Origin of the sequence: Leptospira montravelensis, from assembly GCF_004770045.1 — a bacterium.
In the GTDB taxonomy this organism is placed as follows: Bacteria; Spirochaetota; Leptospiria; order Leptospirales; family Leptospiraceae; genus Leptospira_A; species Leptospira_A montravelensis.
Window position 1 is genome coordinate 297,842 of the sequence record NZ_RQFO01000017.1, and the last position, 14,465, is coordinate 312,306.

At 33.6% G+C, this 14,465-nt stretch carries 11 protein-coding genes; 1 reads left to right on the top strand and 10 read right to left on the bottom strand.

Annotated features, from left to right (window positions below; translation table 11 throughout):
* Positions 1 to 124: 124 nt before the first annotated feature.
* From EHQ31_RS15305 to EHQ31_RS18975, 10 genes are all read right to left on the bottom strand, one after another.
* A complete protein-coding gene (locus EHQ31_RS15305) occupies positions 125 to 2,260 on the bottom strand; it encodes an ABC transporter substrate-binding protein (RefSeq protein ID WP_135571675.1) in 2,136 nt (711 codons plus the stop codon).
* Positions 2,261 to 2,384: 124 nt separating this feature from the next.
* Positions 2,385 to 2,927 carry a PadR family transcriptional regulator gene (locus EHQ31_RS15310; RefSeq protein ID WP_135571677.1) on the bottom strand — a complete coding sequence of 181 codons (543 nt, stop codon included), beginning with the start codon at positions 2,925 to 2,927 and terminating at the stop codon, positions 2,385 to 2,387.
* Positions 2,911 to 3,816: an alpha/beta fold hydrolase gene (locus tag EHQ31_RS15315; protein ID WP_135571679.1), complete on the bottom strand. Its 906-nt coding sequence runs from the start codon at positions 3,814 to 3,816 to the stop codon at positions 2,911 to 2,913. Before EHQ31_RS15315 ends, EHQ31_RS15310 begins: the two co-directional genes overlap by 17 nt.
* 1 nt (position 3,817) lies before the next feature.
* A complete protein-coding gene (locus EHQ31_RS15320; RefSeq protein ID WP_135571680.1) occupies positions 3,818 to 4,414 on the bottom strand; it encodes an NAD(P)H-dependent oxidoreductase in 597 nt (198 codons plus the stop codon).
* Between the two features lie 76 nt (positions 4,415 to 4,490).
* Positions 4,491 to 5,393 (bottom strand): DUF1554 domain-containing protein, encoded by a 903-nt coding sequence (locus EHQ31_RS15325; RefSeq protein ID WP_244247422.1) that lies wholly within the window; start codon positions 5,391 to 5,393, stop codon positions 4,491 to 4,493.
* A gap of 201 nt (positions 5,394 to 5,594) precedes the next feature.
* The gene (locus EHQ31_RS15330) at positions 5,595 to 6,146 is read right to left on the bottom strand and encodes an NADPH-dependent FMN reductase (RefSeq protein ID WP_135571684.1); all 552 of its coding nucleotides are present in this window, start codon (positions 6,144 to 6,146) and stop codon (positions 5,595 to 5,597) included.
* 6 nt (positions 6,147 to 6,152) lie between these two features.
* On the bottom strand, positions 6,153 to 8,564 hold the full coding sequence (locus EHQ31_RS15335; protein WP_135573980.1) for an LA_1737 family protein: 2,412 nt from the start codon (positions 8,562 to 8,564) through the stop codon (positions 6,153 to 6,155).
* 61 nt (positions 8,565 to 8,625) lie between these two features.
* Positions 8,626 to 9,495 carry a hypothetical protein gene (locus EHQ31_RS15340; protein WP_135571686.1) on the bottom strand — a complete coding sequence of 290 codons (870 nt, stop codon included), beginning with the start codon at positions 9,493 to 9,495 and terminating at the stop codon, positions 8,626 to 8,628.
* A gap of 60 nt (positions 9,496 to 9,555) precedes the next feature.
* Positions 9,556 to 11,745, bottom strand: a complete 2,190-nt coding sequence (locus EHQ31_RS15345) for a methyl-accepting chemotaxis protein (protein ID WP_244247423.1) — start codon at positions 11,743 to 11,745, stop codon at positions 9,556 to 9,558.
* 84 nt (positions 11,746 to 11,829) lie between these two features.
* Positions 11,830 to 12,060: a PAS domain-containing protein gene (locus EHQ31_RS18975; protein WP_244247424.1), complete on the bottom strand. Its 231-nt coding sequence runs from the start codon at positions 12,058 to 12,060 to the stop codon at positions 11,830 to 11,832.
* A 769-nt stretch (positions 12,061 to 12,829) separates the two neighbouring features.
* Here EHQ31_RS18975 and EHQ31_RS15350 point away from each other — a divergent pair.
* Entirely contained in the window at positions 12,830 to 14,446 is a 1,617-nt protein-coding gene (locus EHQ31_RS15350) for an FAD-binding dehydrogenase (protein WP_135571688.1), read from the top strand.
* The last annotated feature ends 19 nt before the right edge of the window (positions 14,447 to 14,465 follow it).

The window sequence follows — 14,465 nt, forward strand, 5'->3', positions numbered from 1 at the left end:
CAATACAAATGGGTTAGATTTGGCTGAACTGCAAGAATTATGTATTTCGTATATAAAATTGTGATCGGTAATTTATTTACTGCCCCAACATGTTCTGGATGAATCGGTGTTTAAAAAACTAGGTTTACGCCTCTGGCAACCAAACAGCAAAACATGCACCATTTGAAACATCTTCTAACTCAATTTTACCACCCATTTGTAAAATTATTTTTTTACAAATATCGAGACCTAGGCCCATACCTTCTCCATCAGGTTTTGTAGTAAAAAATGGATCAAAAATTTTGTTTTTAATTGAATCAGGAATTCCTATACCAGAATCAGTGATTGAAACTTTGATCCAAGATTCAATTGTTTCAATTTTGATTTCCAATGTTCCAACATAACTCATAGCTTGTAATGCATTATTCAAAAGGTTAATCCAAACCTGATTAAGTTTATCTCTACTTCCCTTACATTTTTTATCAGTTAAGTATTTTTTTATGACATTAACTTTTGTTAAATTATACTGATAGAGAGAAAGAATCGTTTCAATTTCAAAAATTAAATCGATATTTTTATCCAAACTCAAAGTATCCTTTTCTGAAACCAAATAACTCCTTAAAGCTTTGATTACATGGGTAGCTTTTTCAGAAGCAACCGAAATGATTTGATTAGATCGAAATGCAGAGGAAATATTGGCAACCGTCTCCAATAATTGAAGAGAATTTTCGCTTTCTAAAATCTGATTTAATTCATCACCTAAACGAAAAGCCCCTGTTTCAATAACTAACTGCATATGTTTTCCATACAAATCCATCTTATTAGAAAATGAATATTGGATCGCTAATTCTTTTTTTAAAGATCTTTCTACCTTTCCTTCAAGAAACGTTCTGTGTCCCAAACTTTGGTTTAACAACTTATGGAATCGTAATGAATCTTCTTGATTGAAACTAATGATTGTCTCGATTATATTTTTAATTTTACTTAGGAAATCTGCAATGGATTGGTTGGACGAAACAATCGCACCTAAAGGTGTATTCAATTCATGTGCCATTCCAGCAGATAGTTGACCAAGAACCGCCAGCTTTTCTGATGCTAAGAGCCTATCTTGGGCTTCAGTAAGTTCTTTTAAGGTGTTTAATAAACTTTGATTTAAAACTTGTAAATATTCATTTGAATGTTTTAACTCCTCGGTTCGCACCTCAACCTGTTTCTTTAAATTCTCGGAATATTGTTTATTCAATCTGCGCCATTGCAACAACCATACAATTGCAAAAGAGAAAATAATAAATCCAAATGAATAGTAAATCCAATCATAGTTAACTTTTGGATTGGGATCGTAAATAAAACCATTTAAATCAATATTTTTAGGAAGCATTCCTAACTCAGAATATACTTCGTTAATATGTTTCCATCGACCAGGATTCATATATCCCATCTCAACAAGAACCGGCTGAATGAGTGGAGTCATTTGTTCTGCTTCAAAAAGTAACCTTTCTTTAGGATTACGTTTTGAGTATTTTTCATAAATCAAATCAACAATTTCTGACTGGTGGGACATAGCATATTGCCAACCGCGAAGACTCGCCTCTCTAAATGCTTTAACCCGATCAGGGTGTTTTTTAACCTCGTCTTCACTGGTAAACAAATTATCACCATAAAAATCAATACCTGCTACTCTTGGTGAATAGGCAACATAAGGGAATCCAAGCTTTTTAAAATCGTAAGCCTGTGTAGTCGCATAACCAGAATAAGCATCTACTTTCCCTTCGATTAAATCTTTAGGATTAAAACGATGTTCTAATAATTGTAAATCGCTTAATTCGATACCTTCCTTTTTCAAATAGGCAACAATTTCATCCATCCGCGGAGTTAACATCACACGTTTTCCAACGAGGTCATGAATACTTTGAATATTTGAAGTTTTTTTAAAATATAAAACGGAAGGAGAATGTTGAAAAATAACGGCAAGAACTACTACAGGTTTTCCCGCATATCGTTCTTGGATTAACTCATTACTTCCGACTCCATATTGGCCAGCAGACTGAATTACTTTTTCATGAATTCCTTTGATTCCAATCGTACTTTCAAGAATTTCAACATCCAATCCAACTTCTCGATAAAAGCCTTTTTCGAAGGCCGCATAATATCCTGCAAATTGGAATTGATGAAACCATTTTAAATGAAGGGTAACTTTTTCGGATGCAAGGATAGGAGAATGATATAAAAACAGAAGACAAACAAAAATGTTAAAAATCTTTCTATATACTCTCCCAACCATAGTTTTTTTATAACGATTACATTTTGCAAATCAATGAAATTAATCAAAATGAAGCCATTTTATTTTGGTAGGTTACCAATAAAGCGATTCGTGTCTTTTGCTATAACTAAAAAAAGTTCAAAACTTATGGGTTAATTTTATTCTTCACTTTTTCAATCCAATCAAGATTCAGTTTTGTTTGTTTTTCTGCATATTCTAACGTTAAAGACCAGTATTCCTGATCTGGATGTTTCTCCCAATCACTGTCCAATTCTTTTTGGAAATTTTTAAGTGATTTTAAATCTTCTTTTTGTTTTTTTATTTCATCTTCCAATTGTTGAGTTAATAATTTAGAATTCATATGCCTTCCAAAAAATACCTTAAACAATAATTCATTTCTTTTATTGGATTGAATTGGAGATTCATCCATCCAACGTCGGAATGTTTCTAATCCAGGCCTAGTGACTTTATAAACTTTTTTCTTTTTGCCACTACTTTCCGTTTTTTCCCATTCTCGGATTAAACCTTCTTCTTCTAATTTTGCAAGTGTGGGATAAATTTGACCAAAACTTTCGCTCCAGAAAAAACTAATCGTCGACTCAATGTATTTACGGATTTCATATCCATTCATTTCACATTGAGACAAAATTCCTAAGAGTGCATAAGGTGTTTTACTTTCTCGTTTCATTTAAAGCTTTAATATGGTTTTGAAATTGATCATACATTGAAATCACTTCATGTGGCGACTCTAATTGTGGCCAATGACCTATCATTTCGGATAAAAAATAAACAGGTTTTGTGGGAAAAGTTTGTAGAAACCGATTTGCCATATGCCTTCCAGAATTTGGATCAGCAGGTCCACAAATATAACAAAAAGGTATCCGTGTATTCAACATAGCATCAATCCATCGTTTTTGGTATTGAACTTTTTCAAATACCATTCTTCCTATCAGATAAGCTACCGATTTCCCATTTTTAAAATTCAATACTTCCCAAAAAATATTTAGTAAACTTAAGTTTGCTTGTGTATTTGCTCCAAATAAACGGAGTAAGGATTTCTCTACTGACTTTCGACTCATCTTTTCACTAAGAAATCTACCAATAAAATTAGGAGTTTGAGATAATAACCTTTGAATCAATCTAGGTTTATAAACATCTGAAAATAAACCACCATTCATAAATGCAATCGAACGAATTTTAAACTTATTTTTTTCTGGTGAAGCTAACATTTCTTGTACCACACTCACCGCTAAATCATGAGCCAAAATATCGGCTTCCACTATACCTAAGTTTTTAGCAACTTCATTAACTATTTCTGCAAATTCTACAAACGTATAACGGTAATTTTGTGGTTTATCAGAAAAACCCATTCCCAAAAAATCCAAAATAATTACCCTTTTTTCTTTGCATAATGTCGGAATGACTAAACTCCAATCATAACAATTGAATGGATATCCATGTAAAAGAAAGATATTTTCTCCAGTCCCAATCACTCTATAAAAAATCGAATAACCTCGAAATTTTAAATATTGTCCCTTACTTTCAAATTCATTTAATTCGGAATTGAAAAACACCATTTCATTTGCCTTGATTCCCAATGGATTCAACTTGTTTGGTCCATTTCAAAAAATCACTTTGATTACGAGTTCTTACCTGACCAAAGGTAGTTACTTTGACCGGTGATACTCCGCAAAATTCCAAAGTACCAAACTTCAACAACTGAACACCTGGTGATTTATTAAACCATTTGTAATACCAAATAGGAGCATCCATTGTTACTATGATACGAGCAGTTTTGCCTAACAAAAGTTTTTCGGGGAGAGGAGAGTTTTTCTTATATTTGAAAGTAACACCGGGCAAAAAAACTCTGTCAATCCATGCCTTTAATACAGCAGGCATACTAGCCCACCAACTCGGAAATACAAACACCAAATGATTTGCTTCCATTATCAGTTTTTGACTTTTGACCACATCAGGTTCAAGAACTTGATGTGAATCTTTTTTATGGCCTAGATGTAAATTATAATCAAATTTCAAATCGATTAGTTTGAGAAAATTTACTGTATGGCCTGCTTTGATTGCTTCATTCACGTATGTTTGTGCAAAATGAGCACAAAGAGAATTCGGATTTGGATGACCAAGGACTACAAGAATATTTCGAGGTTTTGTTTTCATAAGATACCATATCTATTAGATATATCAACAAGATATATCTAATAGATATATTTGGTAAATACAATTTTTCCCCGCGTTACTGTTCAGCGCAGTAAAATTTTAAATCACTTGTACACGCTACATTTAAATTATTGATTAAACCGACATTATTGCTACTTGAATTCCCTACAATTGCGTTGCCAGAGATTGAATTTGACCAATTTGTACAATTGTTTGGATCTGATTGCCAGGAAGTACCTAATCCAGTCCAGGTGGTCACTCCCGGAGATTCAATTCCATTCAAAACCGGAAGGGTAAACAGAGAAACTCCATTCGTTGTACCAATGGGTGTTAAATTATCGCTTTGGAAATATGACGCGTAGGGTTTTAGAACCCAATCCACTTGACCATCACCAACACCTCCCGTGATAGTTGCGACTCGAATTCCAGAATCAGCCCCAAGTATAGCCTTACATTGAGATCCAGCGGGGCATTTAGGATCGGAAGAACATGTGGCATCTGCACCAGCGATCCCACCTAAATTTCCTTTGGTGAGTGTAGAATTCACAAATAATCTTTTATCATTATCTTGAATCTGCATTCTGATAAATCTTTCTTGAAGACGCAAATTATTATCTGCAGAGGTCGGAATCAAACGAATTATAAATTCTCTAGTCCCATTTAATAAGGTATCATTTACAGCTGTTACCGAAATTACCTTTTCCGATTTCCAATCATCGGGTGTCCAAACAATGGAAGTTGGACTGACCGTTGCATAACTAGGATTCGAAACGACTATGTTGACATTCACATTTTCTTTTGGCTCAGACCCAAAATTTAGTTTAAAAGTAAATGAGGAACCGTATGCGGCATTCCCACCATGTTCAGAAACTCGACCTGTTGTTGCACTCAGTAAGAGGCCGAAATTTTCTTTAATTGTGAGACCGGGAAAACAGGCGTTTTTCTCTTCCCCAGAAACTGCCATTATCAAAAAAGTCATGACAAATGATTTTGACTCGGGGTCACAAGGATTATTATAAGAATTTTTGCTACAAGATAGGAAAAGAACACCGATTAAAAGAGTTCTAAAAAACATGCAATATTATCTCTTATTTCTACTAAATCTTGAAACAATTAATTTCAAGCAATGAAAAATAATAGTTTTAATCACCAAACAAAAATTAAATGTTAACTTAGAATTTTAATCCAATGAATTCGTTTTTAATGAATCGATAAAATCGATTATTAAATTTCTTACAAATTGTTTCGTTACTTCATCAGTAATTTCACCATCGACTGAAACCTTTCCTTTTACTCCAGATACCAATAAATTGGTTTTTTCAGATAACTTTGCTCCAATTGTTTTTAAGACCAAAAGTAATGATTCATGTGCCTTTTCACCAACAGAGGCAGCTGTAATTAAAGCAACTGGTTTATCAGTAAACACAACTGAGGAAACTACCCATTCTAATGCATTTTTTAATACACCAGGAATACTAAATACATATTCAGGAGAACATATTAAAATTCCATCGGCCCTTTCGATTTCCCTTAAAAAACTTTTAATAATCTCAGGAGTTTCTTCATCAGAGACTCCTGAAACAAAAAAAGGAAACTCGGCAATCTGATCATACATAATCATATCACATTCTTGTGAAAAATTTTGTTTCAAAGTATGTAGGATTTTTTTGTTATACGAGGTGGAGCTAATTCCACCTGAAATCGCTAGAATTTTTGGTTTTGATTGTAACATTATTGATTATATAGAGATTCCCATAATTTTTTTCGTTCCGTCAGTTTCCTTAGAATAAGAAAATAGTTTTAATATGGAAAATTTTTCATAACCGTTTTCTTCTGTTTGGTACTCCCAAAGCCATCCCCATAAACTTCCCCTTTTTACATATCCACGTTCAATTTCTGTTTTTTCCTGATAAAAAGCACCTAATAATACATAGGTAGAATATTGGTTATCAGATTTGGTTCGATTATGATAATACCCAATACCCGCAAACATAAGTTCTGTTTTTTCATCTAGCGAATCAAAAGAATAGTAAATTAAAGGGCCATATAATCTCGACTTTTCATTTTCTGCATCCGTAGTCCTTATAATCGGAAAAAAATTATAAATAGTTTTATATGACTTTTTATCATAACCCAACCAAAGAAATGTTAAGCGATTTATCTGCGCAGGTTCTATATTGAAATTTCCAAGTAAGCCACCCAAACTTTGAATTTGGTAATCTGATTCCGTATTTTCCGATTCAATTAAATATAAAAAATTATAATAGTGCCCTGTCCGATTCCACTTAAAATAATTTAATAAAGTAAATGTTTTATAACCATCGTTGTCCCAATCATTAAAAGATATAGGGATTATGGAAAAGCTAGAAGTGGTTTTATAAAAAGGAAAAATCAAAAGATGAGATAACTTCTCTTGCGGGTAATATTGAATCCTTTTTTGGGTTTTTGAATATTCTGAAAGATCCTGATCCTTATACCATTCCCAATCTATAAACCATAAAAGGTTTGTTCTCGCACCACCTTCTCGCATATTTCTATAAAAAAATGGAGTAATCCAAACCGTTTTTTCTTCGCCTGAATATTGAGATTTTTTTTCATCATATGAAATCCACAAAGGCCAGAATAAAAATTCTGTTTCAGAATAGGATGGTATCATTGTTTTTCGATAGGAAGATAAAAGTGTAAATGTATTATGATAATGTTTTTTGTCTTTTTCAAAGTTTCGATGAATATAAAAAGGCAAAATTCTATGCCCAGAATCAATATCAGATTTATAAATATTGACAAAAGGCCAAAAATAGGACTGCTCATTACGATTATTTTCTTTTTTCTCTTCAGTTAAATAGAAATTTAAAAGATAAACACGAAATTCGGAATCCTTATCTTTTTGTTTACCGTATAACGGAAACAATACTTTGTATTCTAAATCATCCGATTGATAGCTAAACCAAATGGGGAAAAAAGGCGGCAAAAGCACCACATTATCTGTTGAGGCCTCATCCCAAGTAAACCAAGCAAGTGGTAATAGTCGGATATGCCTTTTCGTATCGGCTCTTTCGTAAGAAAAAATTCCGAATAATAAATTGTAGCCTATAAAACTATTACTATTTTCTCTATTGAATTCCCTTTTTTTTACCAGCTTAGGTTCGCTTGAATCCTTAGATTTAGGTTCCAAACTTCCTTTCAGTATTTTGGTCCTTTGCGAATAACCAAATAAATTATATAGTATTCCAAAATCAAAATCTACATACACATTTCCATCATTCGTTGCAACATTTACATTTGCAGAATTTGTTTTCGTATACCATAATAAATTGATATGATAGTCTTCTTCATCATTAGCGTAATTAAGATAAATGGGAAAAATAAAATCCAATTCGATTCCTGGTTTCCTATACCTTCCAAAAACAGGAAAAGCTACCAACAAACTCTCTGCCTTGGCCTTATTATTAGAATAATAAAATGGGCCCATCCAATATTCGTTTTCGTTTGAGTTTTGATTTTGAAAATACAATAGGGGCGGTAAAAATAAATAATTGTTTTTAGAATAATATACCAAAGGAAAGAATGAAAACTTATGCAAACCTTGATTACCATCAAGTTCAAAGTGCATCAAAGTCAAAAAACGTAAATAGTAGTTCCTATTCTCTCCAAAAGTTTCACGATTATGATAATATAACAAAGGAATTACGGGAAATCCCAATTTACTATTTGTATCATTAGAACTAGAAAAGAAAAAAGGGATGGTTGTTACATAGGATTCATTTTTATCCATACCCCAAAAAACGAATGGATAAAAAGAGTGGTATACAGCTTCCTTTTCCTTCGTTACATTTACGTTTAGAATACGTTTGTATTCGCGGTTATCAGATTTACTTTGTATATGGTAGTAAAAGGGGAATATCGATTTGGTTTTTGCTTTTGGATAATCGTAATACCGATAAAAACCCAATGCTCGAACTGAATAATGGTTTGTCCAATTTTCTATGTCATATAGAATATTACTAGAAGTGAATTTTGCGCTACGTTCACTCCCATAAACTTTGATTTCTTTCTCCGCTTCAAGGTCGGGCCAAGTTTTAGGGAAAATTCCAATTGGAATTGAAAAAAATAGAAATATTAAACTATACCGAAAGAATTTAATAAACATTCCAAAAAGAATATCCTTAGCAATCGTACCATTGTAAACATTCTTATTTGTATGCAAGAAATTACTTGATAACTTTAGATGATTCTTTGATTGGTAAATCAATCCACTTTTTTGTTTTCTTTGGAATATGTTCTATAATCTCAGCTGCTTTAGGGGTTTTAGAAAGGGATTTATATTTAAAATTTATTTCTGATAACAAAATAGGTTTAGAAGAAGGATACATTTGCCCAATTTGTTTTTTCCCTTCCCGATCATACAAAGGAATTACTGACTTTGAAATGGAACGATAAGGGAGATAAGTAGAAACATTGATCAAACGTCCTTCGTTATCATACTGATAATCATTATATCCCAAAACAATTTCTTCGTTGGAAACTATGATGCCTTCCATCACGTCCTCTGTAAATTCATAGGTGCCTTTTCCCATTCCTAAGATAAAGGCAGTTCCAGTAAAAGCAACGAACACAATTCCCAATGCAGCTAAAGCAACTACACTGGATGTAGCATAAACAGGCATATAAACAGGAGATTTTTCATTGGCTCTTCGGATATCGTATTCGCTCCTCAAAGTCTGCTTAATGGATAGATGTTTAGATACATTAATAGCATAATATACCGGATAGTAAAAATATTCTTCAGGTTGTAAATTCATATCTTTTGAATCGATAAGGATAGCGATGCTCCTCACGATCCGATTATTTTCTTTGTTTCGAAGTATCCCATAATAAATTTTGCCATTTGTATTTGGTCTTTCTAGAGATTCCGAAACCAAAGGAAAAAGAAAATCGGAAAATTCCAATTTTTCGACAAACTCTGCCGGCTTCAAAGTCGCATTTAAATTTTCTTTTGGAATATAAACTTTTTGCGTAGAACAAGAAATAAATGAAAGAAACAATACGAATGTAAAACTTTTTGAAAAAATAAATTTCATGGATTGGTTTAATCTATACAAAGAATTTTCCTGCGGTCTAAAACAATCAAATTTTTATTTCTAATACTTATAAGTTTCAACCACAGTTTGCAAATGTTCACCTGTCACTTCTATATCCTTGGCTGTTTCCAAAAGAACCAATGAATTATCAGCTATGACTTGAGTTCCTGTCGCAATCGTTTCAATTGACTTGGAAATTTCCTCAACGGCTATTTTTTCTTGAGCGGCCGCGTTTAAAATCTGGAGGGAGTTTTCATTGATTTTATGAACTGATTCTACTATACGATTTGTATCTGCGGTTTGTTTGTCTTGAGCTGAACTAACAAGCTTAGCTGTTTCTTGAATTTTAGAAATATTTGTAAGTAACTCCCGAAAACTTTCTTCTGTATTCATCATAAGTCCAACACTTGTTTTGATCGCATTTTTGGTATCTGTGGTTAAAGACTGAATGTTTCTCGTATTATGTGCGGTTTGTTCAGCAAGTTTTCCAATTTCTTGGGCTACAACCGCAAAACCTCTTCCGAGATCACCCGCACGTGCAGCTTCTATAGCAGCATTTAGCGCTAGTAAGTTGGTTCGATCAGAAATTTCATTAATAATATTTACAACTTCATCAATCAATTCGGCCTTTTGATTTACGATATGAATGGAGTCGGCTGTCGTTTTCGTTGTTAGCATTCCATCTGTAGCTTGTTTATAAAATTCTTCTGTTAATTTTGTCATTCCAAACATAGCATTGGCAACATCTGCCATTGCCATTTTGAAATCGGAAGTTACTTTCTCAATTTCCTTCAAATGTTCGGCTTGTGTAGATATACTAGAAAAAACATTTTCAACAGATGCTGCAAGTTCCTCCGTGGCTGCCGAAGTTTCTTCTGTTGAAGCAGCCTGGTCTTGCGTGGTTGCGGAATAATTACGAACTAAATTAGCGGCTTCTTTTGATTTATCAGATAACTCGCCAGAAACTTGCCTGAGAATAAAAACGATTTCAGTAATGTTTAATATAAAAACACCCATCCATTTCAAAAGACCTCCTATTTCATCGTGGATTCCATAATCTAAGTTTTCTTTGAGTTCACCGGATCCACGTACAATTTGTGAAATGATATTGGTACTATTTCGTATTACAGACATTATACTATGAATAATAAAATATTGTAATACAATAAAAAATACAAGTGACAAGGAGGTTACAATTAAGATCAAAATTGCATAGATCTTTGCGAGATTGGCCCTTTTCGTAAATTTTTCAGATAGTTGATTGGAAATGAGTTCATTTACAGTAAAAATCTGATCAATCAAATTGGTTGTGGCATTGTAATATTCTAATGGTTTTACCGTAGGAATTTTTTCGTTGATAACTCTATTTTGTATCAGCTCACGTAAAGATGGAAAATCAGCTTCTGCTTTTTGGTAACCATCGACAATTGTCTTACCGTCAGGATTGAATTTTCGAATTGAAGACATACTTGAAGTGATAGATTCAAATTGACTCGACACAGAACCTATAATTTCTTGGAGCATTTTTTTTTCAGAAGGATCACCATTTTTTCCTTTGACTAAATGTGCCAGTCCTGTCCCACGAAGTTGTCCAATTTTTTCTGCTAAATAAGGTAACTTTGTTAATGATACATCAATCATAAAGTAAGTATCTTTATCTGGGTCTAAGAATAATCCTGAAGATTCGCCAACTGTATTGTTTATAAATAGCATTTTTTTTATTAAACTTACATGTTCTAAATAACTTTCATTAGCTGTTAATTTTCCGTTTATTTCCTTCAATTCATTCCATTTTTTATGAATCTCCATCGAATCTTCATAAACCTGAAACCGGACTCCCTCTTCTTCATTTAAAGCTATAAAAATTAGATAGGAATCTTCTAACTCTTTTTCTATACTTAGAGCTTCCATTTTGGCACTTGGATCTCCATTTAAAACACGTGCCATAAATCCTCGGTGTTTCGCAGTAAGTCGCATAAGTTTTGCAAGACTTAGATTATATTCGGCTCCCTTATGGCGATTAAATGCATTGCCATATTCTTCTTTTTTAATATAAATAAGATTGATTCCCAAAGCCAACATTTGTGCAGCCATAAGACCAAACACAAACAAAAGTTTGGTTTTAATTTTAAATTTATAGAATATCTTTTTGGGATTTAAACTAAAACCTGACTGCAGATTTCTGGGTTTCAAATAAAATTGTTCCCCAATATTAATTTGATTGTTTGAAGCAGTCCGTTCAACAAACATATGTCCAATCGTTTTTCCATTTTTATCATAAAAGGGAGTAACTGTTGTGTTGGCCCAAAAATAATTTCCTGAATTAGTTTGGTTTTATAATATTCCGTTCCAAGGTTCATTTTCCTCCAGAGTTTTTTGTAAACTCTTGTATAGCAACGCAGGAGTTTTCGAATCTAAGATTCTTTTGAAAGATTGCCCTAATAATTCTTTCCTAGTGTATTCACTTAATTTGACAAAATCGTCATTAACGGAAATGATCACACCCTCTAGGTCTGTTTTAATGGATAAAGTTGTATTTTGTGGGATTTGAACCTGAAAACTCATACCGATGCTCCGAACTAAATATAGAATCTAAAAAGAAAGGAAGGAATAGAGAACTTACGAATATGAAAATATGTTAATGCAACCGAATACTTACTCTTAATGCGATGAAGTTGGAAATTCTTTTTTTTATAAATGGATTAAAAAAGAGTTTTTTTGACATAATTCAATCCCGACTAACAAGGATTTTCATTTTTATTTACTTCATTTTTTGTGATTTTTTATGCCAAAAGTGCAATAAAAGAAAAACCAACTAGATTGGTTTTGGCCGACTAATGCGAATCATGTTCTTTTCTATGGGTGAATCAAATTCCAGCTTTGAAATTGATTTCAAACTCAAACCACAACAAATAGAATTTCCCTTTTATTAGAAAAACAGAATGAAATCCCAATCCTATGGAACTTAGGCCCACGCTCGACCCACAAAGGCTTCTAACACTTCCCCTGCTTACACATGTGTCGTGACAAGTACCCGCCGGAACTCACTACCGACATACTTATGTTAGTCTATTTTTTAAACATTATATCCATAAATGAAACTATTTTTATAATTATTCTAGTAATAATTATAAAAATCATTATTCCTTGTTAGCTGCCTTTCTATTCCAATATTTGAATTTCTTTGTTTTTATAAAATTTGAGTCGCATTGGTTTATTTTAAAATAATATTATGTACATTGTGTTATCGATGTGTCACTAAAATTAAAACCCAAAGGTAACCGCTGACAATCATATCTCAAATGATTTACTACAAGAAGAAGGAGGATCTATAGTGGCAGTAAAAAACGATGTCATTATTATCGGAGCAGGAATCGCGGGGCTTGTAGCTGCCTATGAATGTTTAAACCAAGGAAAATCTGTTTTAATTTTAGAAAGAAACACCGAAGAACAATTAGGTGGTCTCGCTAAACTCTCATTTGGTGGAATGGCCTTAGTTGGAACCCCAATACAAAAACGTTTAGGTATCAAAGATACACCTGAGATTGCATTGGATGATTGGTTCTCCTTTGCTGATTTCGGTCCCAATGATATTTTCCCAAAACAATGGGCAGAACAATATGTAAACGAAAGTCTTGGACAAGTTTATCACTGGCTTGGAAGCCTTGGATTAAATTTTTTTCCTGTAGTCAATTGGGTAGAAAGAGGTCAATACAAAAGAGGAAATTCTGTTCCACGTTATCATGTTCTTTGGGGAACTGGTTATCGTTTGGTGGAACGATTTGTTGAGCTTTTAAAAAAACACGAACATAGTGCAAAACTTAAAATTATTTTTGAACATAAGGTTACTGATTTAATTAAAGAAAATGGAAAGATTGTTGGTTGTATCGCCGAACAAGAAAATACGAATAAGTTAGATTTAACTTTTTATGCAGATCATGTGATGGTTGCAACAGGTGGCATTACAGGCTGTTTGGATAAAGTACGGGAACACTGGCACAAACCTTGGGGGGAAGCACCAAAAGAGATGTTAAATGGATCTCATCCTTTTGCGGATGGTTTGGTTCATGATGCTGTGAAGAAACATGGCGGAAATCTCACCCACTTAGATAAAATGTGGAATTATGCTGCAGGAATTCCCAATCCTAATCCAGAATTTGAGGCTCACGGACTCAGTTTGATTCCTTGTAAATCGGCACTTTGGCTAGACCATTCTGGAAGGCGCATTGGACCTGAACCAATGATGACTGGTTTTGATACCAATGAACTTTGCCGAAGAATTTCTGGTTTAGAAAAACCCTATACATGGCAACTTTTGAATTGGCGGATTGCCGCAAAAGAATTAGCTGTTTCCGGTTCTGAACACAATCCGATGATCCGCGATCGTAAACTATTTATGTTTCTAAAGGAAATATTACTCGGAAACCACCGTTTAGTCAGACAGCTACAAAAAGAAAGTGATCATTTTATTGTAGCCAACAACTTACGAGAATTAGCCGATAAGATGAACCAGTTAAATGGCGACAAAACCATTGATTATGAAGTATTAAAAAAAGAAGTCGCAATGTATGATGATGTCATACGCCGAGGAAAAGGGTTATGGAACGATGACCAATTAAGACGGATCCAACATGCCAGATCATGGAGGTCTGATCGTGTGCGCACTTGTTCCCCAAAACCCATTCTTCATCCAGGTGCGGGTCCACTTATTGCTATCAAACTACGATTGATTACACGAAAGAGCCTCGGTGGCATTCAGACAGATTTAGAAAGTCGCGTATTAGATCCGTTAGGTTCAGTAATCCCTGGATTGTATGCGATTGGAGAAGCTGCTGGATTTGGCGGCGGCGGTGCTAGTGGATTTAAATCTTTAGAAGGAACTTTTTTATCTGGTTGTATACTGACAGCAAGGGCCGCGGCAAAATCAATCATAGGGAACAATTCAAAGTAAGGATAGGAAAATAAGGGAG

Excerpts from the sequence above, each read along its gene's own strand:
- EHQ31_RS15320 (WP_135571680.1), bottom strand. The coding sequence starts at position 4,414 with ATGAAAACAAAACCTCGAAATATTCTTGTAGTCCTTGGTCATCCAAAT.
- EHQ31_RS15325 (WP_244247422.1), bottom strand. The coding sequence starts at position 5,393 with ATGACTTTTTTGATAATGGCAGTTTCTGGGGAAGAGAAAAACGCCTGT.
- EHQ31_RS15315 (WP_135571679.1), bottom strand. The coding sequence starts at position 3,816 with ATGGTGTTTTTCAATTCCGAATTAAATGAATTTGAAAGTAAGGGACAA.
- EHQ31_RS15340 (WP_135571686.1), bottom strand. The coding sequence starts at position 9,495 with ATGAAATTTATTTTTTCAAAAAGTTTTACATTCGTATTGTTTCTTTCA.
- EHQ31_RS15335 (WP_135573980.1), bottom strand. The coding sequence starts at position 8,564 with ATGTTTATTAAATTCTTTCGGTATAGTTTAATATTTCTATTTTTTTCA.
- EHQ31_RS15330 (WP_135571684.1), bottom strand. The coding sequence starts at position 6,146 with ATGTTACAATCAAAACCAAAAATTCTAGCGATTTCAGGTGGAATTAGC.
- EHQ31_RS15310 (WP_135571677.1), bottom strand. The coding sequence starts at position 2,927 with ATGAAACGAGAAAGTAAAACACCTTATGCACTCTTAGGAATTTTGTCT.
- EHQ31_RS18975 (WP_244247424.1), bottom strand. The coding sequence starts at position 12,060 with ATGAGTTTTCAGGTTCAAATCCCACAAAATACAACTTTATCCATTAAA.
- EHQ31_RS15305 (WP_135571675.1), bottom strand. The coding sequence starts at position 2,260 with ATGGTTGGGAGAGTATATAGAAAGATTTTTAACATTTTTGTTTGTCTT.
- EHQ31_RS15345 (WP_244247423.1), bottom strand. The coding sequence starts at position 11,745 with ATGTTTGTTGAACGGACTGCTTCAAACAATCAAATTAATATTGGGGAA.